Origin of the sequence: Pseudomonas sp. CFBP 8771 (assembly GCF_014841695.1) — a bacterium.
GTDB classification, from domain to species: domain Bacteria; phylum Pseudomonadota; class Gammaproteobacteria; order Pseudomonadales; family Pseudomonadaceae; genus Aquipseudomonas; species Aquipseudomonas baltica.
The window spans coordinates 20,877-47,399 of record NZ_JACYUJ010000002.1; the positions used below are offsets into that span (position 1 = coordinate 20,877).

27 protein-coding genes are annotated in these 26,523 nt (G+C 63.5%); 11 read left to right on the forward strand and 16 right to left on the reverse strand.

Annotation, left to right across the window (positions count from 1 at the left end):
- Positions 1-13: 13 nt before the first annotated feature.
- From IFT80_RS04640 to IFT80_RS04670, 7 genes are all read right to left on the reverse strand, one after another.
- Positions 14-748, reverse strand: coding sequence for an amino acid ABC transporter ATP-binding protein (locus IFT80_RS04640; protein ID WP_122479163.1), 735 nt, complete (start codon positions 746-748; stop codon positions 14-16).
- Positions 745-1,422, reverse strand: coding sequence for an amino acid ABC transporter permease (locus IFT80_RS04645; protein WP_192136885.1), 678 nt, complete (start codon positions 1,420-1,422; stop codon positions 745-747). The genes IFT80_RS04640 and IFT80_RS04645 overlap by 4 nt, the downstream gene beginning before the upstream one ends.
- Before the next feature lie 51 nt (positions 1,423-1,473).
- Entirely contained in the window at positions 1,474-2,250 is a 777-nt protein-coding gene (locus IFT80_RS04650; protein ID WP_185793854.1) for a transporter substrate-binding domain-containing protein, read from the reverse strand.
- Between the two features lie 352 nt (positions 2,251-2,602).
- Positions 2,603-3,352: an SMC-Scp complex subunit ScpB gene (gene scpB / locus IFT80_RS04655; protein ID WP_192136886.1), complete on the reverse strand. Its 750-nt coding sequence runs from the start codon at positions 3,350-3,352 to the stop codon at positions 2,603-2,605.
- Entirely contained in the window at positions 3,349-4,050 is a 702-nt protein-coding gene (locus tag IFT80_RS04660) for a segregation and condensation protein A (RefSeq protein WP_192137120.1), read from the reverse strand. Before IFT80_RS04660 ends, scpB begins: the two co-directional genes overlap by 4 nt.
- 131 nt (positions 4,051-4,181) lie before the next feature.
- A complete protein-coding gene (locus IFT80_RS04665; RefSeq protein ID WP_122479167.1) occupies positions 4,182-4,811 on the reverse strand; it encodes an L-threonylcarbamoyladenylate synthase in 630 nt (209 codons plus the stop codon).
- Positions 4,812-4,824: 13 nt separating this feature from the next.
- Positions 4,825-5,685: a PHP domain-containing protein gene (locus tag IFT80_RS04670; protein WP_122479168.1), complete on the reverse strand. Its 861-nt coding sequence runs from the start codon at positions 5,683-5,685 to the stop codon at positions 4,825-4,827.
- A 65-nt stretch (positions 5,686-5,750) separates the two neighbouring features.
- Here IFT80_RS04670 and IFT80_RS04675 point away from each other — a divergent pair, with 65 nt between their 5' ends.
- From IFT80_RS04675 to IFT80_RS04695, 5 genes are all read left to right on the forward strand, one after another.
- On the forward strand, positions 5,751-6,347 hold the full coding sequence (locus tag IFT80_RS04675; RefSeq protein WP_122479169.1) for a septation protein A: 597 nt from the start codon (positions 5,751-5,753) through the stop codon (positions 6,345-6,347).
- Position 6,348: 1 nt separating this feature from the next.
- On the forward strand, positions 6,349-6,657 hold the full coding sequence (locus IFT80_RS04680) for a YciI family protein (protein WP_122479170.1): 309 nt from the start codon (positions 6,349-6,351) through the stop codon (positions 6,655-6,657).
- Positions 6,658-6,665: 8 nt separating this feature from the next.
- Positions 6,666-7,343, forward strand: a complete 678-nt coding sequence (locus IFT80_RS04685) for a response regulator transcription factor (RefSeq protein WP_122479171.1) — start codon at positions 6,666-6,668, stop codon at positions 7,341-7,343.
- 153 nt (positions 7,344-7,496) lie between these two features.
- A complete protein-coding gene (locus IFT80_RS04690) occupies positions 7,497-7,934 on the forward strand; it encodes a Spy/CpxP family protein refolding chaperone (RefSeq protein WP_122479172.1) in 438 nt (145 codons plus the stop codon).
- A gap of 66 nt (positions 7,935-8,000) precedes the next feature.
- Positions 8,001-9,335 carry a sensor histidine kinase gene (locus IFT80_RS04695; protein ID WP_192136887.1) on the forward strand — a complete coding sequence of 445 codons (1,335 nt, stop codon included), beginning with the start codon at positions 8,001-8,003 and terminating at the stop codon, positions 9,333-9,335.
- A gap of 34 nt (positions 9,336-9,369) precedes the next feature.
- On the opposite strand, the gene IFT80_RS04700 is transcribed toward IFT80_RS04695, so the two are convergent.
- Complete coding sequence (locus tag IFT80_RS04700) at positions 9,370-9,933, reverse strand: NAD(P)H nitroreductase (protein WP_122713169.1); 564 nt, start codon at positions 9,931-9,933, stop codon at positions 9,370-9,372.
- A gap of 124 nt (positions 9,934-10,057) precedes the next feature.
- On the opposite strand from IFT80_RS04700, the gene IFT80_RS04705 reads away from it, so the two are divergent.
- Positions 10,058-11,512, forward strand: coding sequence for a TrkH family potassium uptake protein (locus tag IFT80_RS04705; protein WP_185793857.1), 1,455 nt, complete (start codon positions 10,058-10,060; stop codon positions 11,510-11,512).
- Positions 11,513-11,530: 18 nt separating this feature from the next.
- Here the strand turns inward: IFT80_RS04705 and IFT80_RS04710 are convergent, their stop codons facing one another.
- The 4 genes from IFT80_RS04710 to recQ all read right to left on the reverse strand — a co-directional run bounded on the left by IFT80_RS04710 (position 11,531) and on the right by recQ (position 16,719).
- Positions 11,531-11,839 (reverse strand): SelT/SelW/SelH family protein, encoded by a 309-nt coding sequence (locus IFT80_RS04710; RefSeq protein WP_192057520.1) that lies wholly within the window; start codon positions 11,837-11,839, stop codon positions 11,531-11,533.
- Positions 11,836-13,938, reverse strand: a complete 2,103-nt coding sequence (locus tag IFT80_RS04715; RefSeq protein ID WP_192057521.1) for a FimV/HubP family polar landmark protein — start codon at positions 13,936-13,938, stop codon at positions 11,836-11,838. Before IFT80_RS04715 ends, IFT80_RS04710 begins: the two co-directional genes overlap by 4 nt.
- Before the next feature lie 82 nt (positions 13,939-14,020).
- Positions 14,021-14,458, reverse strand: coding sequence for a MarR family transcriptional regulator (locus IFT80_RS04720; RefSeq protein WP_185793860.1), 438 nt, complete (start codon positions 14,456-14,458; stop codon positions 14,021-14,023).
- Positions 14,459-14,580: 122 nt separating this feature from the next.
- Positions 14,581-16,719 (reverse strand): DNA helicase RecQ, encoded by a 2,139-nt coding sequence (gene recQ / locus IFT80_RS04725; protein ID WP_192057522.1) that lies wholly within the window; start codon positions 16,717-16,719, stop codon positions 14,581-14,583.
- Between the two features lie 258 nt (positions 16,720-16,977).
- On the opposite strand from recQ, the gene IFT80_RS04730 reads away from it, so the two are divergent.
- The 3 genes from IFT80_RS04730 (at position 16,978) to IFT80_RS04740 (ending at position 19,766) form a co-directional block, all read left to right on the forward strand.
- Positions 16,978-17,565, forward strand: a complete 588-nt coding sequence (locus IFT80_RS04730) for a UPF0149 family protein (RefSeq protein ID WP_192057523.1) — start codon at positions 16,978-16,980, stop codon at positions 17,563-17,565.
- Positions 17,566-17,575: 10 nt separating this feature from the next.
- Entirely contained in the window at positions 17,576-18,034 is a 459-nt protein-coding gene (locus IFT80_RS04735) for a YbaN family protein (RefSeq protein WP_192057524.1), read from the forward strand.
- 373 nt (positions 18,035-18,407) lie between these two features.
- Positions 18,408-19,766: a TolC family outer membrane protein gene (locus tag IFT80_RS04740; RefSeq protein ID WP_192136888.1), complete on the forward strand. Its 1,359-nt coding sequence runs from the start codon at positions 18,408-18,410 to the stop codon at positions 19,764-19,766.
- A gap of 73 nt (positions 19,767-19,839) precedes the next feature.
- On the opposite strand, the gene IFT80_RS04745 is transcribed toward IFT80_RS04740, so the two are convergent.
- Positions 19,840-20,802: a zinc-binding dehydrogenase gene (locus IFT80_RS04745; protein WP_192057526.1), complete on the reverse strand. Its 963-nt coding sequence runs from the start codon at positions 20,800-20,802 to the stop codon at positions 19,840-19,842.
- A 139-nt stretch (positions 20,803-20,941) separates the two neighbouring features.
- On the opposite strand from IFT80_RS04745, the gene IFT80_RS04750 reads away from it, so the two are divergent.
- Both IFT80_RS04750 and IFT80_RS04755 read left to right on the forward strand, forming a co-directional pair.
- The gene (locus IFT80_RS04750; protein ID WP_192136889.1) at positions 20,942-23,023 is read left to right on the forward strand and encodes a carboxy terminal-processing peptidase; all 2,082 of its coding nucleotides are present in this window, start codon (positions 20,942-20,944) and stop codon (positions 23,021-23,023) included.
- Positions 23,024-23,198: 175 nt separating this feature from the next.
- On the forward strand, positions 23,199-24,962 hold the full coding sequence (locus IFT80_RS04755; RefSeq protein WP_192057527.1) for a bifunctional diguanylate cyclase/phosphodiesterase: 1,764 nt from the start codon (positions 23,199-23,201) through the stop codon (positions 24,960-24,962).
- Between the two features lie 4 nt (positions 24,963-24,966).
- Here IFT80_RS04755 and IFT80_RS04760 read toward each other — a convergent pair whose 3' ends face one another.
- The 3 genes from IFT80_RS04760 to IFT80_RS04770 form a co-directional block, all read right to left on the reverse strand.
- Complete coding sequence (locus IFT80_RS04760) at positions 24,967-25,338, reverse strand: hypothetical protein (RefSeq protein WP_192053898.1); 372 nt, start codon at positions 25,336-25,338, stop codon at positions 24,967-24,969.
- Positions 25,335-25,697, reverse strand: a complete 363-nt coding sequence (locus IFT80_RS04765; protein ID WP_192057528.1) for a helix-turn-helix domain-containing protein — start codon at positions 25,695-25,697, stop codon at positions 25,335-25,337. The genes IFT80_RS04760 and IFT80_RS04765 overlap by 4 nt, the downstream gene beginning before the upstream one ends.
- Before the next feature lie 117 nt (positions 25,698-25,814).
- Positions 25,815-26,261 (reverse strand): YkvA family protein, encoded by a 447-nt coding sequence (locus IFT80_RS04770; RefSeq protein WP_122479188.1) that lies wholly within the window; start codon positions 26,259-26,261, stop codon positions 25,815-25,817.
- Between the last annotated feature and the right edge of the window lie 262 nt (positions 26,262-26,523).

Genomic DNA, 26,523 nt, shown 5'->3' on the forward strand with positions numbered 1-26,523 from the left:
GGGGTAGAGCCTGTCAGTGGTGCAGGATGGCCTGCAGGAATGCCTGGGTACGGGGTTCCTGGGGCGCGGTGAAGAAGGCCTGGGGATGGTTCTGTTCGATGATGCGACCGGTTTCCATGAAGATCACCCGGTCGGCGACCTTGCGCGCGAAGCCCATCTCGTGGGTCACCACGATCATGGTCACCCCGGAGCGGGCAAGGTTCTGCATCACGTCGAGCACTTCTCCGACCATTTCCGGGTCCAGCGCCGAGGTCGGCTCGTCGAACAGGATCACCCGTGGCTCCATGGCCATGGTCCGGGCGATCGCGACCCGTTGCTGCTGGCCCCCGGACAACTGGCTGGGGTACTTGTCGGCATGCGCGGACATGCCGACCTTTTCCAGCAACAGCCGCGCGCGCTCCTGGGCATCGCGTCGGTTCATGCCGCGCACGCGCACCGGCGCCAGGGCCACGTTGGCGAGCACGGTGAGGTGGGGATAGAGATTGAAGTTCTGAAACACCATGCCCACTTCGCAGCGGATGCCGGCAAGCTTGGGGCCGGTTTCCACGCGCTGCCCGGACACCCGGATGTCGCCACCCTGGTAGGGCTCGAGCAGGTTGATGCAGCGAATCAGGGTGGACTTGCCCGACCCCGAAGGCCCCAGGATCACCACCACTTCGCCCTGGGCGACAGTCAGGTTGATGTCGCTGAGGGCCTGGAATGGCCCGTAGAACTTGTCCAGTCGTTCGATTTCGATGACGTTGCTCATGCGCGCTTGCCTCCGCTGCCGTTGCGACGCTCTACCCAGCTGACCAGCTGCACCAGTGGCAGCAGCAACAACAGGTACATGATCGCCGCCCCCACCAGCGGCGTTGGATTGGCCGACAGCGCCTGGGCCTGGGTGGCCTGCTTGAGCAGGTCGGGCATGGCGACCACTGACGCCAGTGCCGTGTCCTTCATGACGTTGATGCAGTTGCTGGTCATGGGCGGCAAGACGATGCGCATGGCCTGGGGCAGGATCACGTCGCGCATGGTGTTGAAGAAGCTCATGCCCTGGGAAGCCGCCGCTTCGAACTGACCCTTGGGGATAGCCTCGATGCCGGAACGGAAGATCTCCGCCGAATAGGCGCACGACACCAGGGACAGCGCGGCCGTGGCGGCAGCGAAGGACGACAGGCGGATGCCGACGAAGGGCAATGCATAGTAGATCAACACCAGCAGGACCAGCAGCGGGATAGACCGCAGCACGTCGATGTACACCCGTGCCAGCCAGCGCACGGGGCTGTAGCCGTACAATCTGAGCATGGCCAGCAGCAGACCGCCGGCCAGGCCCAGCACGATACTCACCACGCCGAGCAATATGGTCACGCCAAGGCCGCGCAGCATCAAAGGCAGCGCGTCGACGAACACGTCCCAGTTGAAGAAAGTCTGTAGCAACTCCATGAACGGTTACCTTGGTCGTGGGCCGGTAGCGGGCGGGCCGAAGCGCGGTGCTTATTGAGGAACGTCGACGACTTTCACGGTGCTGGAGTCGTCTGCGGCGGCCGCACCGAACCACTTCTTGTGCAGGTCGGCGATCACCCCGTCTTTTTTCATCTCGCTGATGATCGTGTTCACTCGCGCGCCTTCGGCCCAGCCCTTGGCGTGCATCAGCGAGTATTTCTCGCCGGTGGGAATGCGCGCGACCACGGCATACTGTGGCTTGTCCTTGATGTAATAGAGCACGGCCGGAATGTCGCTGATGTAGCCATCCATGCGCCCGGACGCCAGGTCGAGCATGGCCGGCGACAGACCTTCGTAGCGCGAGATGTCCTTGAACTTGTACTCACCCTGATGCTTGGCGGCCCACATGTCCCCGGTCGAACCGGTGTCGACGCCGACCACTTTGCCGCTCATGTCATCCAGGCCCTTGATGCCGGACTTGGTCAGCACCGACAGCGACTGGTCGCTGTCGTAGTACGGCTGCGCGAACCCTACCGATTCCAGACGCTTGGGCGTGATGGTGATGGAAGAAATGGCGATGTCGGCGCGCTTGGACTGCACGGCGCTGAACAGGCCATTGAACGGGATGTTGACGAACTCCACGGTCTTGCCGGCGCGCTTGGCGACTTCCTTCACCACGTCGACTTCAAAGCCGACGATGTCGCCCTTGGCGTCCTGGAACTCCCAGGGCACATTGCCCACGTTGGCACCGACGGTCCAATCGGCAGCCAGTGCCGAGGCCGAAAACGCAGTGGCCACAGCCATGCTCAAAAGTAATTTCACGCTCATGTCCAGCTCCCGATTCACGTCAGTGCCAATGGCGGCCTGGGTGCTTGCGCAGGCCTGTCGAGAACGAGACTAGGGCTAAGGATCAAATACTTCAAGAAATAAATTTAATGAATTAAATGCTCCACAGGAGGGCAGTACGTGCCCGCATTGGTGCATCTGGCAAACGCAGGAAGCGTACGGTATCGCGGCTGCCGGACGCAGCACACAGGCCAAGGGCGCACCTTGGCAGAGCATGTTCACCCCCCTCCCCGTAGGAGCGGTCAGTGGCCGCGAAAGCCTCGATGCGGTCCACCTGCACCACCGCGCCGCCCTTTTCGCGGGCAGAGCCCGCTCCCGCAGGTCTACCTTGCAATCAGCGGTCGTCGTCGGTCGGCGCGGGGTTCTGGAGCAGGTCGTCGAAGTCGATCTTGAGGCCCTGTTCCATGGAGTCGAGCTCCACCAGCAACGATCGAAAGCTGGTCTCGTCCTTGGCCGGAGCCTCGCCCTCGGCGCTGGCATCGGCCAGCGCCTGCAGATGAGCAGGCACTGGCGCATCGTCGTCGTGGTCTTCGAGGATGGTTTCGGGTTCCATCTCGCGCAGCACTGCCAATGGGGGCAGCTCATCGAGGCTCTTGAGGTTGAAATGGTCGAGAAAGGCCTTGGTGGTGGCGAACATCGCCGGCCGGCCCGGCACGTCGCGATAGCCCACCACGCGGATCCACTCGCGTTCCACCAGCGTCTTGACGATATTGCTGTTGACCGCCACGCCACGCACGTCTTCGATCTCGCCACGGGTGATGGGCTGGCGATAGGCAATCAACGCCATGGTTTCCAGCAACGCGCGGGAATAGCGCTGCGGGCGTTCTTCCCACAATCGACTCACCCAGGGCGCGTATCTTTCACGGATCTGCAAGCGGTAGCCCGAGGCGACCTCCACCAACTCGAACGCGCGCTTTTCGCAGGACTTGCCCAGCACCTCCAGGGCCTTCTTGAACACCGCCGGCTCCGGCCGCTCGGCTTCCTCGAACAGCTCATGGAGGCGTTCCAGGGACTGCGGCTTTCCGGAGGCCAGCAGAAAGGCTTCGAGCAGTGGCGCCAGATCGCGCGGGTCAGTCAGATTCATTGTTCGGCTCGGGCGCGCACATGGATAGCGGCAAAGGCGTCATTCTGCACCAGTTCGATCAACTGCTCCTTGACCAGTTCAAGAATGGCCATGAAGGTTACCACCACGCCCAACTTGCCCTCCTCGGCACCGAACAGCTCGATGAAAGGCACGAAGCCACCGCCGCGCAGGCGTTCGAGCACCTGGCTCATGCGTTCGCGGGTCGACAGGGCCTCGCGGCTGACCTGATGGCTTTCGAACATGTCGCTGCGCCGTAACACGTCGGCCATCGACATCAGCAGCTCTTCCAGGCTGACCTCGGGCAGCAGCTTGCGTACCTTGGCCTGAGGTGCATCGAGCTTGGGCACGTAAAGGTCACGGCCTACCCGCTTGAGGGTATCGATACCTTCGGCGGCGGCCTTGAAGCGCTCGTATTCCTGCAGGCGGCGAATCAGCTCGGCCCGCGGGTCGTGCTCGTCATCCTCGACCACGGCGCTGCGCGGCAACAGCATGCGCGATTTGATCTCCGCAAGCATGGCGGCCATCACCAGATATTCGGCGGCCAACTCCAGGCGTACGGTTTTCATCAGCTCGACGTAGCCCATGTACTGACGGGTGATCTCCGCCACGGGAATGTCGAGGATGTCGATGTTCTGCTTGCGGATCAGGTACAGCAGCAGGTCGAGCGGGCCTTCGAATGCTTCGAGGAACACCTCCAGCGCATCCGGCGGGATGTACAGGTCCTGCGGCATCTGGGTGAACGCCTGGCCGTAGACAAGCGCCAGTTGCAGCTGCTCGGGCGAGCCCTGGGCGAGATTCGCCGGCGGATTGTCGACCGCGCTCAGATCACTCACGCCATGGCCGCGAACGGTGCCGGATCGCCACAGCCCACGCGCACCACTTGCGGATCGCCATCGGCGAGGTTGATGACGGTGGACGCCTCGGTGCCGCCGAAACCGCCGTCGATGATCAGGTCGACCTGCTTTTCCAGCAACTGGCGCATTTCGTAAGGGTCGCTGAGCGGCTCCTTGGCGCCGGGCATGATCAGGCTCACGCTCATCAGCGGCTCACCCAACTCTTCCAGCAAGGCCAAGGCGATCGGATGGCTGGGCACGCGCAAACCGATGGTCCGGCGCTTGGGATGCAGCAGCAGGCGCGGCACTTCACGGGTGGCGCTCAGAATGAAGGTGTAGGGCCCCGGCGTGTGCGCCTTGAGCAGACGGAACGCCGCGGTGTCGACCTTGGCGAACAGCCCCAGTTGCGAGAGGTCGCAGCAGATGATCGCGAAATTATGCTTGTCGTCCAGCTGACGCAGGCGACGCACCCGTTCCACGGCGTTCTTGTCGCCGATCTGGCAACCGATGGCGTAGGAAGAGTCGGTGGGGTAGATCACGATGCCACCGCCGCGAATGATCTCGACCGCTTGCTTGATCAGCCGCGGCTGCGGGTTCTGCGGATGGATCTGAAAGAATTGACTCACGTTGGCATCCTGTTCAGGCGGAAGTTGACGGGTCGTGCTTGAACCGCGCGGACAACGGCGGCAGGTCGACGGGCAATGGCCGATAGACACCGATTTCACCCCACGTGCCCGGGCCGTGGAAGTCGCTGCCGCCACTGACCATCAAGCCGAATTCGCGGGCCAGGATGGACAGCGTGCCGACCTGTTCGGCGGCCTGCATGCCGTTGACCACCTCGATCGCATGGCCACCGGCCTGGATGTAGTCGCCGATCAGCTTGCGCCGCTTGCTGCGCGTGAAATCGTAGTGCAGCGGATGAGCCAGGCTGATCCAGGCCTTCGCCTCGCGCAATGTGCGCACGGTGTCCTCGAGGGTGGGCCAGTGCTGCTTGACGTCACCCAGCTTGCCCGCCCCGAGCCACTTGCGGAACGCTTCCTGGCGGTCCTTGACGTGGCCCTGCTGCACGAGGAAGTCGGCGAAGTGCGGGCGCGCCGGCGCATTGCCGCTGTCGCCCAGACCCTTCTGGATGGCCCGAGCACCGTCCAGGGCACCCGGCATGCCCTTGAGCGCCAGGCGTCGGTCGATTTCCTCGGCACGCAGCCAGCGACCGTGGTGCAGGCTGTCGAGCGCGGCCACCAGCGGCGGTGCATCCAGAGCGAAATTGTAACCGAGCACGTGGATGGTCGCACCGCCCCAGGTGCACGACATTTCGACACCACTGACCCACTGCATGTTCAGTGCTGTGGCCGCCGCACGGGCCTCTGGCAGGCCTTCCAGGGTGTCGTGGTCGGTCAGGGCCAGGGTCTGCACGCCATGATCGAACGCTCGCTGCACCAGAACGGCAGGCGCGAGGGCGCCATCGGAGGCGGTGCTGTGGCAGTGCAGGTCAACATTCATAGTGGCGCTTTCGCAGTCATTGATGTTTGTTATTATGCCGTCACATCCTGCTTCTGGCTGCCATTGTGAAACAATTGATCGATTTCATCCCGCTGCTCCTGTTCCTCATCGTCTACAAGACCGACCCGCACATGGTCGACCTGGCGGGGTACAGCTTCGAACTGGGCGGCATCTTCAGTGCTACCAAGGTGCTCATCGCCAGTTCGGTGATCGTCTATGGCCTGCTGTTCCTCAAGCAGCGCAAGCTGGAAAAGGGTCAGTGGCTGACCCTGATCGCCTGCCTGGTGTTCGGCAGCCTGACCCTGGCCTTCCACAGCGAAACCTTCCTCAAGTGGAAGGCGCCTGTGGTCAACTGGCTGTTCGCCCTGGCGTTCGCCGGCAGTCATTTCATCGGCAAGCAACTGCTGATCAAGCGCATGATGGGCCATGCGCTGACCCTGCCGGACCCGATCTGGGCGAAACTCAACGTTGCGTGGGTGGTCTTCTTCCTGTTCTGCGGCGCCGCCAACCTGTTCGTGGCTTTCACTTTCGAGCAGTTCTGGGTCGACTTCAAAGTGTTCGGCAGCCTGGCCATGACCTTGCTGTTCCTGGTGGGCCAGGGTATCTACCTGTCCCGTCACCTGCATGATTCCGATCGTACAACACCTAAAACCGAGGATTGACATGCTCTACGCCATCATTGCCACCGACACGCCCAACTCCCTGGAAAAGCGCCTGGCCGCACGGCCCGAGCACCTGGAACGGCTGAAACAGCTGGAAGCCGCCGGGCAACTGGTACTGGCCGGGCCACACCCGGCCATCGACAGCAACGACCCAGGCGAGAGCGGCTTCAGCGGCAGCCTCATCGTGGCCCGCTTCGAGTCCCTGGACGAAGCCCAGGCCTGGGCCGGCGCCGATCCGTTCGTTGCCGCCGGGGTGTACAAGGACGTGCTGGTCAAACCCTTCAAGCAGACTTTGCCTGCGCCCGAATGAAGGTCTAGATGAGCGATCTGCTACTGATCGACGATGACGTCGAGCTGTGTGAACTGCTGAACAGCTGGTTGAGCCAGGAAGGTTTCCAGGTCCGCGCCTGCCACGATGGCAGCAGCGCACGCAAGGCCCTGGCCGAGCTGGCACCGGCGGCCGTGGTGCTCGACGTGATGCTGCCCGACGGCAGCGGCCTGGAACTGCTCAAGCAGCTGCGCAGCGAACACGCCGAGTTGCCAGTGCTGATGCTCTCGGCGCGGGGCGAACCGCTGGATCGCATCCTCGGCCTGGAGCTGGGCGCCGACGACTACCTGGCCAAACCCTGTGATCCGCGCGAACTGACCGCCCGCCTGCGCGCGGTACTGCGCCGCAGCCACCCGGTTGCCGTGGCGGGGCAGATGGAGCTGGGCGACTTGTGCTTCAGTCCGGCGCGCGGCGTGGTCAGCATCGATCAACACGACATCAACCTGACCGTGTCCGAAAGCCGCCTGCTCGAGGCACTCATGCGCCAGCCGGGCGAGCCCCTGGAGAAACAGGAGCTGGCGCAGATCGCACTGGGCCGCAAGCTCACCCTCTACGATCGCAGCCTGGACATGCACGTCAGCAATCTGCGCAAGAAGATCGGCCCGCATGCCGACGGACGCCCGCGGATCATGGCCCTGCGCAGCCGTGGCTATTTCTATGCGCAATAGCTGCCACCGCGTACGGCGCCAACGACCTGGTTTGTAAATGCCACCCGCGTCATGTCTTTACACAAGCCTTACGCGGCATTGACCGCGCCTGACCTTGATCTCCATAAACTGGGCACATCCGGTAAACACCGGGAACCAGACAGGAGATTCACCATGCGCAAGACCACACTCGCAATGCTGTTCGCCGCTACCCTGCCGACCCTGGCCATGGCCATGCCGCAGGGCGGCCCTGACGGTTTCGGCCCAGGCCCAGGCAAGGGCGGCCCAGGCCCTCGTGGCGGCGAGCCATTCGCCCAGCTCGACCTGACCCACGAGCAACGCACCCAGGTGGGCAAACTGATGGGCGAAGAACGTCATCAGCAGCGCGACATCACCAAGAAGTACCTGGACAAGCTGCCGGCGGCCGATCGCAAGGCCATGGAAGATGAAATCAAGGCCAACCACGACAAGGCCCAGGCCGACGTACGTGCAGTGCTCAAGCCCGAACAGCAGAAGCAGTTCGACGAAATGAAAAAGAAGCAGGACGAGCGCCGCGCCGAATGGGCCGAATTCCAGGCCTGGAAAGCCCAGCAAGGCAAGAAAACCCAGTAATATCGGCGCAAGCCCCCAGCCCGGTCCGCGCATGGGTACCGGGCTTCTTTCATTGAGGAATTTGCCTTGCGTTCACTGTTCTGGCGCATCCTGGCCAGCTTCTGGCTGGCCATCGCCTTGGTAGCCGGCCTCTCGGTGCTGCTGGGCCACATGTTGAACCAGGACACCTGGATCCTCAGTCGGCACCCGGCGGTGAAGCATTTCGCCCAGGACTGGGTGGAGCGTTACGAAAGCAAAGGCGCCGAGGCGGCTCAGGAACTGCTCGAGCAGCGCAAGCGCCGCTATCGCATCGACACTCAAGTGCTCAACGAAGCCGGCGAGGCCGTGGTACCGGGGACCTTCCCGCGTCGCGCCGAAGCCTTCGAGGCGCGCCACAACGAAGCCGATCGCGACCTGCCGTGGCGCCGACTGACGGCGGACTACACCAGCCCCACCACGGGCGACACCTACTTGCTGATCTACCGCATCCCGCACCCCGAACTCGACTCGTGGCACCGCGACTCCCTGCTCATGCCGATCAGCGCACTGGTGATCGCATTGGTCGTACTGACGCTGTTCAGCCTGATGGTGACGTTGTCCATCACGCGCCCATTGAGCAGGCTGCGCGGTGCCGTGCACGAATTGGGGCAGACCACCTATCAGCAGAACAGCCTGGCGCAGCTGGCCAGTCGTCGCGACGAATTCGGCGTGCTGGCCCGCGACTTCAACCGCATGGGTGCGCGCCTGCAGAGCCTGATCGGCAGCCAGCGACAACTGTTGCGCGACGTGTCCCACGAGTTGCGCTCGCCCCTGGCGCGGCTGCGCATCGCCCTGGCCCTGGCGGAACGGGCCGAGCCTGCCCAGCGCGACCTGTTGTGGCCGCGCCTGACGCGCGAATGCGATCGTCTTGAAGCCTTGATCAGCGAGATCCTGGTGCTGGCGCGGGTCGATGCGGAACAAGCCACGGCCGAAGACGTGGACCTGCCGGCACTCCTGCAGGCGGTGCGAAAGGACGCCTTGATCGCCGTGCCGGAGCAGGCCATCGAACTGGACATTGCCGCGCACCTTGCGCTGCAGGGCTGGCCGACCATGATCGAACGGGCCGTGGACAACCTGCTGCGCAACGCCCTGCGCTTCAACCCTGGGCCCGCGCCGGTCGTGCTGTCGGCGCAACAGGTGCAAGGGCGGGTGCGCATCAGCGTGCGCGATCACGGCCAGGGCGTGGCGGAGGAACACCTGGCGCGCCTGAGCGAGCCATTCTTCCGCGCACCGGGCCAGAGCGCTGCTGGCCATGGCCTGGGCCTGGCCATCGCCCGCCGCGCCGCCGAGCGACACGGCGGCAGCCTGCAGCTGGAAAACCACCCTGAAGGCGGCTTGATCGCGACCCTGGACCTGCCGCCGGTACCGGTGGTGGTGGCCTAGACCGCCGCGATCGGTTGGCTCGAACCTGAACGCTTCAGGCCTCGACGCCCCAGGCTTGCACGAAGTCGGCGGTAGCCAGCGCCGGCGCTTCGCGCAATTCTCGCGCCGGCGTGCCCAGGTACAGGAAGCCGATGATCTGTTCGCCTTCGATCAGGCCCAGCTTGCCGGCCACATAAGGCGCATAGGACAGCTCGCCGGTGCGCCATACCCCACCCAGCCCTTGAGCATTCGCCGCAAGCAGGATGCCATGGGCGGCGCAGCCAGCCGCCAGCAGTTGCTCGCTCTGCGGCACTTTTCGATGCTCCTGCAAGCGGGCGATCACTACCACCACCAGGGGCGCGCGCAACGGCATGTTGCGGGCTTTTTCCAGCGCCGCTTCGCCAGCCTCGGGGTTGAGCGCAGTGGCCTCGGCCAGGACTTCGCCGAGCTGCTGCAAGCCTTCCCCTTCGACGGTGAGAAAACGCCACGGCCGCAGCTGGCCGTGGTCGGGCGCGCGCAGCGCGGCCTGGAACAGCACTTCACGCTGCGCGGCCGTCGGCGCGGGCGCCATGAGCCGGGGAGCTGAAACACGATTGAGCAAAACCTCGAGCGCCTCCATGGGCAACCTCCTGTCGAACGATAAGCCGCTATTCTAGACCCAAGCGGCCTTCGCCTGCCGGGTTTACATGCTGTGGCCCGCAGGTAGAATGGCGGCCCTTTCCTTCATGGCCAGAGCTGACCCCATGGCGTTGCCGACCCTGCGCATCATCGGTTTCATTATCGGCATCTTCCTGATCACCCTGGCCGTGAGCATGGTCGTGCCCATGGGCACGCTGGTGGTGTTCGAACGCACCGAGGACATCCAGTCGTTCCTCTGGGCCAGCCTGATCACCTTCGTCGCCGGCCTGCTGCTGGTGCTGCCCGGCCGCCCCGACAACGTCAACCTGCGGCCGCGCGACATGTACCTGCTCACGGTCAGCAGCTGGGTGGTGGTGTGCGTGTTCGCCGCCCTGCCCTTCCTGCTGACTCAGCACATCAGCTACACCGACGCCTTTTTCGAAAGCATGTCGGGCATTACCGCCACCGGTTCCACGGTGCTCAGTCATCTGGACGAGATGTCACCGGGCATCCTCATGTGGCGCTCGATGCTGCACTGGCTGGGCGGCATCGGCTTCATCGGCATGGCCGTGGCCATTCTGCCGCTGTTGCGCATTGGTGGCATGCGGCTGTTCCAGACCGAATCCAGCGATCGCTCCGAAAAAGTCATGCCGCGCTCGCACATGGTCGCCAAGTACATCGTGCTGGTGTATGTCGGCTTCACCGCCCTGGGCACCCTGGGGTTCTGGTTGGCAGGGATGAGCCCGTTCGACGCGGTCAACCACGCGATGTCGGCCATTTCCACTGGAGGCTTCTCGACGTCCGACCTGTCTCTGGGCAAATGGCAGCAACCGGCCGTGCACTGGGTGGCCATCGTGGTGATGATTCTGGGCAGCCTGCCGTTCGCGCTCTACGTCTCGACCCTGCGCGGCAACCGCCAGGCCCTGCTGCGCGACCAGCAGGTACAAGGCATGCTGATACTGTTGATCGCCACCTGGCTGGTGCTGGGTACCTGGTACTGGGCCACCACCGAGCTGCCGTGGTGGACGGCATTCCGCCACGTGGCCCTGAACGTCACCTCGGTGGTGACTACCACGGGCTTCGCCCTGGGCGACTACAGCCTATGGGGCAATTTCTCGCTGATGCTGTTTTTCTACCTGGGCTTCATCGGCGGCTGCTCGGGCTCGACCGCAGGCGGGATCAAGATATTCCGCTTCCAGGTGGCCTATATCCTGCTCAAGTCCAACCTCAACCAGCTGATTCATCCGCGCGCGGTGATCAAGCAGAAATACAACGGCCATCGCCTCGATGAGGAAATCGTCCGGTCGATCCTGACGTTCTCGTTCTTCTTCGGCTTCACCGTCGGCATCATCGCCCTGGCATTGTCACTGCTGGGGCTGGACTGGATGACCGCCCTGACCGGCGCCGCCAGCACGGTTTCCGGTGTAGGGCCGGGGCTGGGCGAGGTGATAGGGCCGGCCGGCAATTTCGCCACGCTGCCCGATGCGGCGAAGTGGATCCTGGCCCTGGGCATGCTGCTGGGCCGACTGGAAATCATCACCGTGCTGATCCTGTGCATGCCGGCTTTCTGGCGACACTGAGCATGAGCCGGCAGAGGCTTACTCGGCTGCCGGACTTCTGGATTCGTTATGGCCCAAGTCGCGCTCGGGATCGATCAGGTCACGGATGCGCTGCTTGAGCACCTTGGCCTCGGGAAAACCACCGTCGGCCTTGCGCTCCCAGACCTGCACGCCGTCGCAGGTTATGAGAAAGCGCCCGCCACTGGCGGGCGCCAACGCCACCTGCCCCAGGTCCTCGCCAAAAGTGCTGAGCAGCTCCTGGGCCAGCCACGCGGCGCGCAGCAGCCATTGGCACTGTGTGCAATAGGTGATCACCACCTGAGGCTTGGATGCCGTGGCTTGGCTCATGCTTCGTCCATCCGATTCAGCAACTGCCGGGCCGCCTGCTTGCAGGAGTCATCGCCTTCGCGCAGCAGTTCGTGCAAGAGCACGCTGGCTTCGCTGGTATCGCCGTCGTCGAGCAACTGCTGGGCCTGATCGAGTTTCTCCGCCGAAGCGTGCTGCAGTTCCAGGTCGTCGAAATCCACGGTCAGGGCATCCAGCTCGGGCAGGTCGCTGTCGGCAATGAAGCTGTCGAGGAAATCGTTGTCGATGTCGTCCTGAGTCTTCCCGGCCGGGGCCTCGTCCTGCTGGAGGAACGGCTCCTCCTCGACATCGGCGAAGTCGCTGAGGAACTGCTCGTCGGGCATCTCGAAGACTTCCGGCAGTTCGTTCAGATTGCTGGTGAACGCCGGGTCCATCTCGACCTCGGGCGGTGTCTCGACGACCACCGGCTTGCCTTTGGGCGACGGCGCATCATCGAATGGGCTGACCAACGCCCAATCGGCGTCCATGGACAGGTCATCGAGGTTGAGCTGGAATTCGTCTTCCTGCTCGCGCCGCGGGGTTGACCGAGCTGATGGCTCAGGCGCTGCCAGGTCGAGATCGGGCAGCTCGAATTCCGGCTCGGGGTCCGGCTCGGGCTCAGGCTTCGGAGCGGGCTGCACCGACGCTGCGGCTGCTGCAGTGGACGCCAGCGTCACTGCAGTCGCTGCCACTGCCGGTGACAGACCCGCGGTAGCGGTTGGCGTCGACGCTGCTGGCGCGGGTTCGAGATTGGCGAAGCGGCTGCGTATCTCGGCCAGCGTCGCCGCGCTGAAGCCTGCCGCCAGCAACAGGCTTTCCTGCTCGGCAAATCCCTTGGCATTACCCTGCTGGCCCAGCACTTCGAGCATGCGCACGCGCAGGTCGGTACGTTCTGGCTGCTTGGCCAGCCCGTCGCGCAGAATACCCAGCGCTTCGTTGAAGCGGCCGTAGGCGATATAGATGCTTGCACCATCGAGGGCGTCGGTGGCAGTCGGTGTTTCACGGCGTACCACCGGCGCCGGCTCCGCACGCAGCGGCGCGGTGGCGGCCGCCTCTGCAGCGGCCGGCACAGTGGCGACCGGCGCCGCACGGACCGGCTGGGTAGCGACCGGCTCGAAGGCGTCCTGCAGCGCGGCCGACTTGCGCTGTCGCTGGCGGCGCAACAGCAGCAACAGTGCGATGATCAACAGCAGTGCCGCAACCAGCGCCAGGATGTTCAACCAGCCACTGCCATCCTCCACCGGAGCCGGAGCCGGGGCCGGTGCTGGCGTGGCAACCGCTGCGGGTGGGGCAGATACAGGCGAAGGCGCAGGCGTTGCCGCAGCGAGTGCGGTTGCGGGAGCGACGGACGAATCGGCCTCGGCCGCAGGGGTTTCAGCCATGCGTGCCTGCAGCTGGGCAACCTGCTTGTCCTTGTCGGCTACCTGCGCCTCCAGGCTCTGCAGGCGCGCCTGCACCTCGTCGAAGCTCTTCTGCAGTTGCTGGTTTTCCAGGGCGGCGGCAGCCAGTTGCGCAGCGTCCTGCGCAGCGGCCTTGGCCGGCGCCTGTTTCGCAGGCTCACTGGCGCTCGGCGTGGGTGCACTCGCTTCCCTGGGCCTGGTCGGCGCTGCTGCAGGCTGCGCACTGGCCTGCGCCGGCTGTATGCGCTGCGGCGCGCGGTCGGCGAGGCCTGGCCCCATCCCCGGCGGGTCGAGCAATACCGTGAAGGCACGCAGCAGCTGCCCATTCGGCCGGCCGACCTGAATCACGAAACTCATGAAGGGCTCGGTGACCACTTTGCTGGAGCTGACATGAATGACCTTGCGCCCGCCGCTGAAATCGGGCGAGAACTTGAGGTCGTTGAGGAAGAAACTGCGTTCCACCCCTGCCCTGGCGAACTCTTCGGCCGTCGCCAGGCTGGCACGGATGTCGTCCTGCTCCAGCCCTGCGGTGTCGAGCAAGGCGATATCGGCGCGAAACGGCTGGTTGAGCGATGAGCGCAGGGTCAGCTCGCCAAGGCCCAGCGCGGAGGCGGCCGTGGAATAGCACAGCGCCATGGCCCACACCGATGCCAGCAGACGACGTGAAGCAAACCTGGTACGCGACGGTATACGCACTTGCATGGGAATCCCTTGAAGACCGACATCCAATAACTTTATAGCCCGTACGGCCCACTTGCTCCAAGCGGGTGACGGCCCGTTGACTTCAGGATTTCTTTTCCAGATTCGCCAGGATGCGGCTGTGTACCCGCATGGCGGTGCTCAGTTCTTCTTCGTCGACCCCCATGAACAGCTCGGCACGCAAGGCGTTGGCGATGGTTTCGATCTGCTCGATGAGCGGCCGGGCGGGCGCGCACAGCGTGATCTTCTTGGCCCGACGGTCTTCGACCACGGCCTGGCGCTCGACCAGGCCCTGGGCTTCGAGACTGTCCAGCAAGCGTGCCAGGGTCGGCCCCTCGACGCCCACGCTCTGCGCCAGCTCGCGCTGGGTCGGCGCTTCGCCGAACCGCGCCAGGTGCAGCAGGACCAGCCAGCGCGCCTGCGACAATCCCAGGCCCGCCAGCCGACGGTCCAGTTCGGCCCGCCAGCCACGGGACATGTGCGCCAGCTGCATTCCGAAGCGATGTTGATCAGTTAACGGCATAGATCTCTCTTGAAAAAACAGCCTTGCACAAGCAGCGCATGCGTGAAGGTCGGAGCTGATGATTAGTCAGCTAATCATGACCTTAGCCCACAGGCAAGACTCATGCCGAGTGGCAGCCTCGTTCACACCTCGAATTCGGACTGCAACGCCGCACGTATGCAATACAGGACGCCTTCGGGCACACGGCCGGTGAACTGCCCCGCAATCTCGGCGACGCCGGGCAATTCCCCTTCGCCGTCGAGAAAGGCGTCCTGGATTTCACTGAGCAGTTCCTCGGGAAGATCCAGCGCCTGCTCCAGCGACAGCTGCTGCTGGCCGATGGCTTCGGCCAGCAGGCTGTAGACATTCTTCTCACTGCACTGTAACTGGCCAGCGATCTGCAGCGGCGTCATGCCTGCGCGGGCAAGGCTGATGAGCTCGTGGCGGATATCGGCCACCTCGCGTGGCGCCTCTGCCCCGCCCGACCCAGCCAGTACCTGCAGGAACGCTTCACCGTAACGCTCGAGCTTGCGAGCGCCGACGCCACTGACCCGCCCCATATCGGCCATGCTGGTCGGCTGGCTGCGGAGCATTTCGAGCAGGGTCGAGTCCGGGAAGATGACGTAGGGCGGTACCGCATGTTCCTGCGCCAGGTTGCGCCGCAGAGTGCGCAGTGCTTCCCACTGTTCACGTTCCTCGTCGCGCACCAACTGGCTGGCGGGGCTTGCCGAGCCGCTGCCGCGGGCAGAGGTCTGCGGCTTGATTTCCTTGCGCAGCGCAAGCGTCACCTCGCCGCGCAGCAGCGGTCGGCAGCTGTCGCTCAAACGCAGGCCGCCGTAGCCCTCCAGGTCGATATCGGCCAGACCGCGCGCGACCACCTGGCGATACAGCGACCGCCACTCGCCTTCCGAGCGGCCCTTGCCGACACCGAACACTGCGAGTTTGTCGTGGCCGAAACTGCGCACCTTTTCGGTGTCCTTGCCCAGCAGCACGTCCACCAGATGGCCGACGCCGTAGCGTTGCCCGGTGCGGTAGATGGCCGACAGCGCCTGGCGCGCCGGCTCGGTGGCATCCCAGGTCTGCACGCCGTCGACGCAGTTGTCGCAGTGACCGCAGGGGTTGGGCATCTCTTCATCGAAATAGGCCAGCAGCGATTGACGGCGGCAGCGGGTTTCTTCGCACAGCGCCAGCATGGCGTCGAGCTTGTGCTGTTCAAGGCGCTTGTGGCGCTCGTCACCTTCGGAATTCTGCAGCATCTGCTTGAGCATCAGCACATCCTGCAGCCCGTAGGCCATCCAGGCGTCTGCCGGCAGACCATCGCGGCCGGCGCGGCCGGTTTCCTGGTAGTAGGCTTCCAGCGACTTGGGCAGGTCCAGGTGCGCGACGAAACGCACGTTGGGCTTGTCGATGCCCATGCCGAAGGCGATGGTGGCCACCATGATCAGGCCTTCCTCGTTGAGGAAGCGCTTCTGGTTGGCGGCCCGCGTCGCAGCAGGCAGACCGGCGTGGTACGGCAACGCCGGAAAGTTGTTTTCGCACAGGAACGCGGCGACTTCGTCGACTTTCTTGCGCGACAGGCAGTAAACGATACCGGCATCGCTGCGCCGCTCGGTGAGGAACGCCAGCAACTGTTTGCGCGGGCTTTCCTTGGGTACGATGCGGTAGAAGATGTTGGGCCGGTCGAAGCTGGACAGGAATCGCTCGGCGTCCTGCAGGTGCAGACGGGTGACGATCTCCTCGCGCGTGCGCTTGTCGGCAGTGGCGGTCAGGGCGATTCGCGGCACCTGGGGAAACTGTTCGGCCAACTGGCCCAGCTGCAGGTATTCGGGACGGAAGTCATGCCCCCATTGGGAAACGCAGTGGGCCTCGTCGATGGCGAACAGGGCGATGTCCAGGCCGCGGAGGAAATCCAGCATGCGCGGCTGCACCAGGCGCTCCGGCGCCAGGTACAGCATCTTGATTTCGCCCCGGCGGATGCGCGCGGCCAACTCGCGCTGCTCATCGGAGCTGAGCGTGGAGTTCAGCGCCGCTGCCGCCACGCCCAGTTCCTCGAGGGTGGCGACCTGGTCGTCCATCAAGGCGATCAGCGGCGAAACCACCACTGCCAGGCCGTCGCGCAGCAAGGCCGGGACTTGAAAACACAGCGATTTGCCACCGCCGGTGGGCATCAATACCAAGGCATCGCCACCGCGGGCCACACGCTCGATAATGGCACCCTGGCGACCGCGGAAGCTGTCATAGCCGAAGATGTCCTTAAGAACGCGTTGAGCCTGTTCGAGCATGGGTCACTCCAGAAATCGTAAAACCACCCGGGCCGCACAGGCTGGATGAAAAGCGCTTTTGCCGCATCCGCCTTTGCGTAAGCGGGGGTTACCGCCCCGTGAACTCGGGGCCTGAGCGAAAGACCGCGGCAGTATACCCCAGTGCCAGCACCGCGGCGCAGCACCCGCCCATCCTGCCATTTCACCCCTTGGGTGGCGCACAGGGCCTAACAAGGCCTAGAATTCAGTATCCGCATAGTCTTCCAAGGTAACCTGTTAATGTCCTTCGCCGAGCAACTGACCCGCCTGCAAGCCTTCCTCGACGCCGATGAGCTGCATGACGAGGCGCTGGACTACGTCGCCGCCCATGGCTACCTGACCGCCCTCTCCATCTGTTCCGAAGAGGTGCCCGAGCGCGAGTGGATCGACGCCTTGTTCGCCGAGCCGCCGCACTACAGCGACGATGCCCAGCGCGAAGAGATCGAAGGCACCCTCATCCAGCTCAAGGCGCATATCGCGCGCCAGCTGGCCAGCGACGAGGAGTTCGAGCTGCCCTGCGAGCTCGACCTGGGCGACGAGCCGGATGATTCCGACCTGCGCGGCTGGTGCATCGGGTTCATGGAAGGGGTATTCCTGCGCGAGGCCGCCTGGTTCGAGACCGCCGAAGACGAAGTCAGCGAGATGCTCCTGCCGATCATGGTCGGTTCCGGCCTGTTCGACGAGCAGCCGGAGTTTTCCGACATTGCCGCCGATGCCAATCTCATGGACGACATGATCGTGCAGATCCCCGAAGCGCTCACCGCCCTCTACCTGCTGTGCAACGCTCCGGACGAGAAACCGGCCATCCTCAAGCCCCGTCATCACTAAGTCCTGCGCCATGCGGCCGGCTCGGTCCGCCTGGCTGCGTTACCTGCTGTTGGGCATCGGCTGCATCAGCGTTGCACTCGGTGTCATCGGCATCTTCCTGCCGGTGATGCCCACTACCCCCTTTCTGCTCCTCGCCGCAGCGTGCTTCGCGCGAAGCTCGCCGCGCTTCCATGCGTGGCTCCTCGGCCATCCGCAACTCGGCCCTTTGCTCAAGGCCTACCTGGGCGGCGAAGGCATTCCGCGCAAAGCCAAGGTGCTGGCCATTGGTTCCACGTGGGTCAGCATCGCGGTGTCCTGCTGGCTGGTGCCCTGGCCGTGGCTGGGTGTACTGCTCGTGGGCATCGCGATGGCAGTGACCGTCTATATTGCTCGTCTGAAGACAAGTGCCGTAAAGGGTCAGCATCCGTTGGGCAATGATGTCGACGAACGGTCGATACTCGACAAAAACCGAATGAAATCAACTGACTAATCTCATCTCTCGGAATGAATCAACGGTGATACACCCTATATTCACTGTGACAATTTTCCGTCACTAACCGACTGCAATTTTCCGTCTTCTCTCGCCTATGCCCCGCGACCCCCGAAAACGCTGGCGTTGCGCCTTCTTTATCGCCGAACCCCGCTCACACCGCGCCCTCAGGAGCAGTGAAATCTATTTGCCATCATCGAAACGAATGATGGCATAAGTGTTTTTTGCTCTATATCATGTGAAAATTCCGTTGAACGCGCTGCTTTCGGCGCCTCGGTTGCGCTTGTTACAAACCCGAAACGGACTTTTAAACGAGTTATTCGCCAACATTCTGGCGTCTGCACGACTTCACACATCACGGAGAAGCACCCGAATGCGCGTTTTCACCCCCATCTGCAGCGCGATTTTGTTGGCCATGGCGTGCTCGCACGCGCAAGCCATGTCGCTCACCGAGGCGATCCAGAGCACCGTGGATAACCACCCTGAGTTGGCATCCAACATCAACAGTCGCCTTGCCGCGGATGAGGACACGAAGATTGCCCAGGGTGCCTACCGCCCCAGCGTCGATTTCGTTGCAGGCTACGGTCGCGAGCGTTCGGACAACCTGAACACCCGCGCACGCGGCAATCACAACAAGGAAACGCTGAACTACACCCAGTCCGAGTTGCGCCTGCGCCAGATGCTGTTCGACGGCTCCAGCGCCTCCAGCGAAGTCAGCCGGACCCGCTCGACCGCCACGTCGCGTGCCTACTATGTGCAGGCTACCGCCCAGGACCTCGCCCTGCGCGCCGTTCAGGTCTACCTCGACGTACTGCGCAACCGTGAACTGGTAACCCTGGCCAAGAACAACCTGCAGGCGCACCTGCGCGTCAACGACCAGATCGGCCTGCGCAGCGAGCGCGGCGTGGGCAGCACCGCCGACGTCGACCAGTCGCGTGCTCGTCGCGCCCTCGCCGAGAACAACTACAACACCGCTCAGGTCAACCTGGCCGATGCCGAAGCGGCCTTCTTCAGCGCCGTGGGCCGCATGCCCGACGAACTGGAACCGCTGCCTTCGATGCGTGGCGAACTGCCGGCCGACCTGAACGCCGCCCGCCAGTCCATGATGGAAAACAATCCGTACCTCAAATCGGCCCAGGCCGACGTGCAGGCTGCCGAAAGCCAGTACGCAGGCGCCAAGTCCGCGTTCTACCCGCGGATCGACGCTGAACTGGCTACCGGTGCCAACAACAACCTGTCGGGCGAGCGCGGCCACAACAACACCGATTGGCGTGCCGGTGTGAGCATGAGCTACAACCTGTACCGTGGCGGCAGCGACAAGGCCCGTCTGCAGGGCGATGCCCATCGCATCAACCAGGCCATGGACATTCGCAACAATGCCCTGCGTCAGTTGAACGAAAACATGGCTTTGTCGTGGAACGCGATGAAGAATGCCGGCACGCAGATTCCATACGCCCGTGAATACGCCGAGACCACCACCCGCGTGCGAGCGGCCTACCAGGACCAGTTCGGCCTGGGCCAGCGTACCCTGCTCGACGTACTCGACAGCGAGAACGAGCTGTACACCGCCAACACCCGCTACGCCGAAGTGCGCTACACCGAGGAATACTCGATGTACCGCGTGCTCTCGAGCATGGGTGAGCTGCTGGCCAAGACCCGCGTCGTGCTGCCAGCCGAAGCCGTTGCCCTGAGCGAAGTGAAGAGCGAAGCGCGCCTGCCAGAAATGCGCTGATTGCCGCCACGCTGAACCCCGTGACCGCTCGTTCGCAGCCGGTCACGGGGTTCGCATGACGAAAGCCCTGGGCTCAGCTCAGGGTTTCGTCGATCACCAGCACCACCTTCCCGGAAATCTGATTGCTCGCCAGCGCTTCGAACGCCGCTTCGGCGTCGGCAATCGGAAACGTCTTGGCCAACTGCGACTTCAAACGCCCTTCGGTGAACAATGGCCATACCTGCTGGCCCAGGTCACTGAGCAGGTCGGCCTTGAACTGATCGTCACGACTGCGCAAGGTGGAACCCTGCAGGCGCACCCGTTTGGCCAGGACCTTGGCCAGGTCGAACTGCGCCTCGCGACCGCCCATCAGGCCGATCATCACCCAGCGCCCGTCCAGTGCCACTACGTCCAGGTTCAGCTCGCTGTAGTTGGCGCCGACCGGGTCGAGGATCACATTGAAGGGCCCCAGGTCCTTCAGCGCTTCAAGCCCGTCGCCGCGTACCACACCGCCCTGGGCGCCCAGCGCTTCGCAATAGGCCAAGCGCTCCGCGGAACCGACGCTGACCCAGGTCGGGTTGCCGAACGCCTTGCACAGCTGGATCGCCGCCGAGCCAATGCCACTGGCACCGGCATGCAGCAGGACCTTCTCGCCCGGCTGCAGGTCGGCCAGCTGGAACAGGTTCAGCCACACTGTCGCGTAGACCTCGACGATGCCCGCCGCTTCGTGCAGGCTCAGCCCCTCGGGCACAGGCAGCACATGGCGGCCATCGACCACCACTTCTTCGGCCATGCCGCCACCAGCCAGCAAGGTGCAGACACGGTCGCCGACCTGCCAGGACGAACCCACGCCGACTTCGCTGATGACGCCTGCACATTCCAGGCCGAGGATATCGCTGGCACCCGGCGGCGGCGGGTACAAGCCTGCGCGCTGCATCAGATCGGCCCGATTGAGGCCGGCCGCGGCTACCCGAATCTTCACTTGACCTACGTCACACGTCGGGCTCGGTTGTTCGAGCCACTCCACATGTCCTTCCACGCCTTGCAATGCCTTCACGGTGCCTCCATAGTTGAGTCATGACTGAGCCCGACGCCTTGGCGTCGGGCTTTTCGCATTATGCGTCCGGCTTCAACGGAACCGGCGAATTCAAAGACGGCCTAATATGCGTGATCAATTGCCCCCACGTCGAATCAGCATGAAGCATTTCATTCCCGGCAGTGCCCTGGCGCTGTGTATCGGCCTCGGCACCCTGTCGATGTCCGCCAATACCTTCGCTGCCAACAGCTGGGACAAACTTCAGCCGGATCGCGACGAAGTGGTGGCCAGCCTCAATGTCGTCGAGCTGCTCAAGCGTCATCATTACAGCAAGCCGCCGCTCAACGATGCGCGCTCGGTCATCATCTACGACAGCTACATCAAGCTGCTCGATCCCTCGCGCAGTTATTTCACTGCGGCCGACATCGCCGAATTCGACAAGTGGAAGACCCAGTTCGACGACTTCCTGAAGAACGGCCACCTGGATCCCGGTTTCGTCATCTACAAGCGCTATCTGGACCGGGTCAAGGCACGCCTGGACTTCGCCCTGGCGGAACTGAACAAGGGCGTCGACAAGTTCGACTTCACCACCAAGGAAACCCTGCTGGTAGACCGCAAGGATGCCCCTTGGCTGAAAAACGAGGCCGAACTCGACGACCTGTGGCGCAAGCGCGTGAAAGATGAAGTGCTGCGCCAGAAGATCGCCGGCAAGGACGCAGCGCAGATCCAGGACACCTTGTCCAAGCGTTACAAGAACCAGCTCGCGCGCCTGGACCAGACCCGCGCCGAGGACATCTTCCAGGCCTACATCAATACCTTCGCCCAGTCCTACGATCCGCACACCAATTACCTGTCTCCGGACAACGCGGAAAACTTCGACATCAACATGAGCCTGTCGCTCGAAGGTATCGGTGCGGTCCTGCAAAGCGACAACGACCAGGTCAAGATCGTCCGCCTGGTACCCGCGGGCCCGGCCGACAAGACCAAGCAGGTCGCCCCTGCCGACAAGATCATCGGTGTCGCCCAGGGCGACAAGGAAATGGTGGACGTGGTCGGCTGGCGCCTGGATGAGGTGGTCAAGCTGATTCGCGGCCCGAAAGGCTCCACCGTGCGCCTGGAAGTCATTCCGCACACCAATGCGCCCAACGACCAGACCAGCAAGATCGTTTCGATCACCCGCGAAGCGGTCAAGCTCGAAGAGCAGGCGGCGAAAAAGTCGATCCTCAACCTCAAGGAAAACGGCCGCGACTACAAGCTGGGCGTGATCGAGATCCCTGCGTTCTACCTGGACTTCAAGGCATTCCGCGCCGGTGACCCGGACTACAAGTCGACCACCCGCGATGTACGCAAGCTGCTCACCGAATTGCAGAAAGAGAAAGTCGACGGCGTGGTCATCGACCTGCGCAACAACGGCGGCGGCTCCCTGCAGGAAGCTACCGAACTGACCAGCCTGTTCATCGAGAAAGGTCCGACCGTGCTGGTGCGCAACGCCGATGGCCGGGTCGACGTACTTGAAGATGAAAACCCCGGTGCGTTCTACAAGGGCCCGCTGGCGCTGCTGGTGAATCGCCTGTCCGCTTCGGCCTCGGAGATTTTCGCCGGCGCCATGCAGGACTATCACCGCGCGTTGATCGTCGGCGGCCAGACCTTCGGCAAGGGCACGGTGCAGACCATCCAGCCGCTCAACCATGGCGAGCTCAAGCTGACCCTGGCCAAGTTCTACCGCGTCTCCGGGCAGAGTACCCAGCACCAGGGTGTACTGCCGGACATCGCCTACCCGTCGATCATCGACACCAAGGAAATCGGTGAAAGCGCCCTGCCCGAAGCCATGCCCTGGGACACCATCCGCCCGGCCATCAAGCCGGCCAGCGATCCGTTCAAGCCCTACCTGGCCAAGCTGACCGCCGACCACGACGCCCGCACCGTCAAGGATCCGGAATTCATCTACATTCGCGATCGCCTGGCCCTGGCCGAGCAGTTGATGAAAGAGAAGACCGTCAGCCTGAACGAAGCCGACCGTCGCGCACAGCACAGCGATATCGAAGCCAAGCAACTGGCCCTGGAGAACACCCGACGCAAGGCCAAAGGCGAAGAACCGCTGAAAGAGCTGAAGAAGGAAGACGAGGATGCCTTGGGTGCCGATCCGGACAAGACCAAGCCGGAAGATGACGCCTACCTCGCGGAAACCGGGCGCATTCTGCTCGACTACCTCAAGCTCAACACGTCGGTGGCCAAGCATTGACCGGAGCATGGCCCTGCATTGACGGATAGGTGACAGGACGGTCATCAAACCGACATGAAGCTGTCGTGAAATAGGGACCCGCTGCGCCTGCAGCGGGTCTTTTTTTGCGTCTGGCCCGCGGCTTTCGACCCGTTCGCGCGACCGGCCAGCACGACATTCAGCAAGGTAGGAACCGATGACCGTCATAGAACAGCTCAGCGCCCTGGACACCATTCTTGCCCAAAGCGGTGTGCACTGCTTGTTCCAGCCGATCGTGTCACTGTCGCAACGGCAGATACTGGGCTTCGAGGCATTGAGCCGGGGGCCTTCGAACAGCCCGTTGCATTCGCCCATCAATCTGTTCGCGGTGGCACGCCAGGCCGGTCGGCTCAACGAGCTGGAAGTGATGTGTCGGGAAACCGCCTGCCGCCGTTTCAGCGAACAGCGCCTGGACGGCAAGCTGTTTCTCAACGTCTCGCCCGAGTCGCTGCTCGAACCGCTGCACGAGGACGGCCGCACGTTGCAGCTGTTGCAGCGCTACGGCATCAGCCCGAGCCAGGTGGTCATCGAACTCACCGAGCAGACTCCTACCGACGATTTCCAACTGCTGTTCAACGCCCTGCATCACTACCGCGCCATGGGCTTTTCGATTGCCCTGGACGATCTGGGTGCAGGCTATTCAAGCCTGCGCCTGTGGTCCGAGTTGCGTCCGGACTACGTAAAGATCGACCGACACTTCATCGACGGCATTCACCAGGATGCGCTCAAGCGCGAATTCGTCGGTTCCATTCTGCAGATCGCCAAGGCTTCCCGGGCCCAGGTGATCGCCGAAGGCATCGAGCTGGTCGAGGAGTTGCTGGTATTGATCGAAATGGGTGTCGACCTGGTCCAGGGTTATCTGCTCTGCCGCCCTCAGGAACAGCCGCCACGGGACGCACGTGGGCTGGTCCCGCGGCTCGAGGACGGCAATCCGCCGCTTGGCGACAACGGCAGCGACCTCGCACCGTTGATCATCGAGCAGGCTGCGGTGCATCGCGATACGCCGACTCAGCAGGTCCTGGAAGCCTTCCGGCTGCAGGCCAACCTGAACACCCTCGCCGTCGTCGACGGCGAGCGGCGCCCCTGCGGCATCGTTCATCGGCACTCGCTGTCCGATGCATTGCTCAAGCCATTCGCCACCGAGCTGTTCGCGCGCAAGCCGATCAGCCGATTGATGAGCAATGATTTTCTGGCAGTGGACTGCAAACAATCGCTGCAACAGGTCAGCCGTTTGCTCACCGGGCGTGCGCGGCAGCGCATCGAGGAAGACTTCATCGTCATCCAGGGTGGGTGCTACCTGGGGCTGGGCCGGGTCATCGACGTGCTCAAGCTGATCACCGAGCTGAAAATCCAGCAGGCCAGGCATGCCAACCCCTTGACCCTGTTGCCTGGCAACGTGCCGATCCAGCAGTGCCTGACCCGTGTGCTGGAACAGGGCCGCGAGGCGATCATCTGCTATGTGGACATCGACAACTTCAAGCCCTTCAACGACATCTATGGCTACGCACGTGGCGATGAGGTGCTGCTGTGCCTGGCCCAGTGCCTGAGCGAGCGCGTGGATCCGAGCCGAGACTTCGTCGGCCACATCGGTGGCGACGATTTCATCCTGGTCATCAGTCCGGCCGACTGGTGCCGGCGCCTGAGTCAGTTACAGGAAGACTTCCAGCACCAGTGCCGGCGCTTCTATCGCCCCGAGCATCTGCAAGCAGGCTGTTTTCTGGCCACGGATCGTCGCGGCGAGCAGCAACGATTTGCCCTGCTGTCGCTGTCCATCGGCGTGGTTCATTTGCGGGCCGAGGCCTGTAGCCTCATGGATGGCAGTCAACTGGCGGAAATGGCTTCGCAGGCCAAGCACCTGGCCAAAGAGGTCCAGGGGTCCAGTGTGCACGTGATCGACACGCAGCTCGCCGAGTCGGCCTGACGACTCAGGCCGTCGTAGTGGGCGGGTAGATGTATTCGAACACCCGCGCCACTTCCGAGGCATGCCACGAGGCGGCGGCAACGCCATCCGACGGGCCGCAGAAACGTCCGAGTTTTTCCGCACACTCGAAAAAACCGGTACGCGGCAGGCGGCTGGCGCCCTGGCTGATCACCAGAGAGCTGCGCAGTGGCTGATCGGCGCGGGCGTCGATCATGGCCAGGTATTCGAGTGCCGCCGTCAGTGTCTGCATAGCGGGCGTGGGCAATTCCAGGCGTTCGAGCAGCGCGCGGTAGGTGAGCAGGTGACGCTGGCGGCGAGCGTGGTCCAGCTCGCCGAGCAGGCCGTCCCATTGCTGCCGACTGATGCGCACGCTCACGAGCGGGTGCTCCAGCCCGGCACCCCCAACTCCCAGGCGAGGCTGCGGCGAATGGCGGCATCCGGCTCCCGCTCGCCGGTTTCGATCATCGACAGGTAGGAGGGACTGATGCCCACGGCGCGCGCCAGGCTTTCAAGCGGCAGGCCCTGCGCCTCGCGCAGTTCGCGCAGACGCTCGAAGCCTGGCGGGGGGGCGAGCGGCGCAGCGCCGACAGGGCCGGCAGCAGGCTGCGAGGCTGCGACGTCGGCAGAGGCGCCAACCGGGTTGACCGCAGCTGCAGCAATCAACCGCTGATACTCGTCCCATGGCACGACCGCATACTCCGGCTGGCCGTCGCGGCTGATCACTTGAACCCCCATTGCATCCTCCCGCCCGATGAGCGCGCACATCGGACGATGCGAGCGTAATGGCGGAATGTTAACAGGGGATTGCCGACTCCGGGGCGTTAACTGCGCGCCAAAGCCAGCGGGGCGGCTTCAGCGGTGGGACTTTTCCAGTTCCAGATCCTTCTCCGAGGCTGGCAGGCGTTCGAGCACTCGCAGTTTCTCCGGCGACTGACGCTGACGCCAGGCACGGAACGCATCGAGTTCCCCGGACAGGGTCTTCATCACCCAGGCCAACACGGCAATGTCATCGAGCATGCCGACACCGATCAAAAAGTCGGGGATCGCATCGATGGGGCTGACGAAATAGACCAGTCCGGCAACGATGGACACCAGTGCCTTGGGGCTGATGCTGCGGTACTCGCCGCGCCAGTACGCCAGGCACAGGGCCTGCAGCAGTTGCACGTCCTCTTTCAAAGCGCCCAACCGGTAGCCCTTGCCCTTGCGTGCCACGGCGAAGATCAGGGCCGGCAGACGGCCTCGACTCAGGACACGTTCGGCAATGGGCAGGAAACGAGTGAAATTCCAAGGTGCTTTCATGAGCCCTCCGATGCCGAATGATGGTTTGAGGTTATCCACAGTATTTGTGGATAACCTTGTGAACAGAGCCGCTTTTCGCGCCTGACCTGCCCGGTTTCCAAGGGCTGAGGTCAAATCGGGCGTTTTTTACTCACACAAAAAACCCACGAAAATCCTTGACGCAGCGTTCTGAAAACAGTTACTGCCGCTTCCTTTAAGACCCATTGGCACAGACCCGGTTCAAACGAAAACGCCCCGTCGAGACGGGGCGTTCCGGGAAACG

Bases quoted from the DNA above. Each gene is read 5' to 3' on its own strand.
- IFT80_RS04640 (WP_122479163.1), bottom strand. From the start codon at position 748: ATGAGCAACGTCATCGAAATCGAACGACTGGACAAGTTCTACGGGCCA.
- IFT80_RS04645 (WP_192136885.1), bottom strand. From the start codon at position 1,422: ATGGAGTTGCTACAGACTTTCTTCAACTGGGACGTGTTCGTCGACGCG.
- IFT80_RS04650 (WP_185793854.1), bottom strand. From the start codon at position 2,250: ATGAGCGTGAAATTACTTTTGAGCATGGCTGTGGCCACTGCGTTTTCG.
- scpB (WP_192136886.1), bottom strand. From the start codon at position 3,352: ATGAATCTGACTGACCCGCGCGATCTGGCGCCACTGCTCGAAGCCTTT.
- IFT80_RS04670 (WP_122479168.1), bottom strand. From the start codon at position 5,685: ATGAATGTTGACCTGCACTGCCACAGCACCGCCTCCGATGGCGCCCTC.
- IFT80_RS04680 (WP_122479170.1), top strand. From the start codon at position 6,349: ATGCTCTACGCCATCATTGCCACCGACACGCCCAACTCCCTGGAAAAG.
- IFT80_RS04685 (WP_122479171.1), top strand. From the start codon at position 6,666: ATGAGCGATCTGCTACTGATCGACGATGACGTCGAGCTGTGTGAACTG.
- IFT80_RS04690 (WP_122479172.1), top strand. From the start codon at position 7,497: ATGCGCAAGACCACACTCGCAATGCTGTTCGCCGCTACCCTGCCGACC.
- IFT80_RS04700 (WP_122713169.1), bottom strand. From the start codon at position 9,933: ATGGAGGCGCTCGAGGTTTTGCTCAATCGTGTTTCAGCTCCCCGGCTC.
- IFT80_RS04705 (WP_185793857.1), top strand. From the start codon at position 10,058: ATGGCGTTGCCGACCCTGCGCATCATCGGTTTCATTATCGGCATCTTC.
- IFT80_RS04710 (WP_192057520.1), bottom strand. From the start codon at position 11,839: ATGAGCCAAGCCACGGCATCCAAGCCTCAGGTGGTGATCACCTATTGC.
- IFT80_RS04715 (WP_192057521.1), bottom strand. From the start codon at position 13,938: ATGCAAGTGCGTATACCGTCGCGTACCAGGTTTGCTTCACGTCGTCTG.
- IFT80_RS04720 (WP_185793860.1), bottom strand. From the start codon at position 14,458: ATGCCGTTAACTGATCAACATCGCTTCGGAATGCAGCTGGCGCACATG.
- recQ (WP_192057522.1), bottom strand. From the start codon at position 16,719: ATGCTCGAACAGGCTCAACGCGTTCTTAAGGACATCTTCGGCTATGAC.
- IFT80_RS04730 (WP_192057523.1), top strand. From the start codon at position 16,978: ATGTCCTTCGCCGAGCAACTGACCCGCCTGCAAGCCTTCCTCGACGCC.
- IFT80_RS04735 (WP_192057524.1), top strand. From the start codon at position 17,576: ATGCGGCCGGCTCGGTCCGCCTGGCTGCGTTACCTGCTGTTGGGCATC.
- IFT80_RS04740 (WP_192136888.1), top strand. From the start codon at position 18,408: ATGCGCGTTTTCACCCCCATCTGCAGCGCGATTTTGTTGGCCATGGCG.
- IFT80_RS04750 (WP_192136889.1), top strand. From the start codon at position 20,942: ATGAAGCATTTCATTCCCGGCAGTGCCCTGGCGCTGTGTATCGGCCTC.
- IFT80_RS04755 (WP_192057527.1), top strand. From the start codon at position 23,199: ATGACCGTCATAGAACAGCTCAGCGCCCTGGACACCATTCTTGCCCAA.
- IFT80_RS04765 (WP_192057528.1), bottom strand. From the start codon at position 25,697: ATGGGGGTTCAAGTGATCAGCCGCGACGGCCAGCCGGAGTATGCGGTC.
- IFT80_RS04770 (WP_122479188.1), bottom strand. From the start codon at position 26,261: ATGAAAGCACCTTGGAATTTCACTCGTTTCCTGCCCATTGCCGAACGT.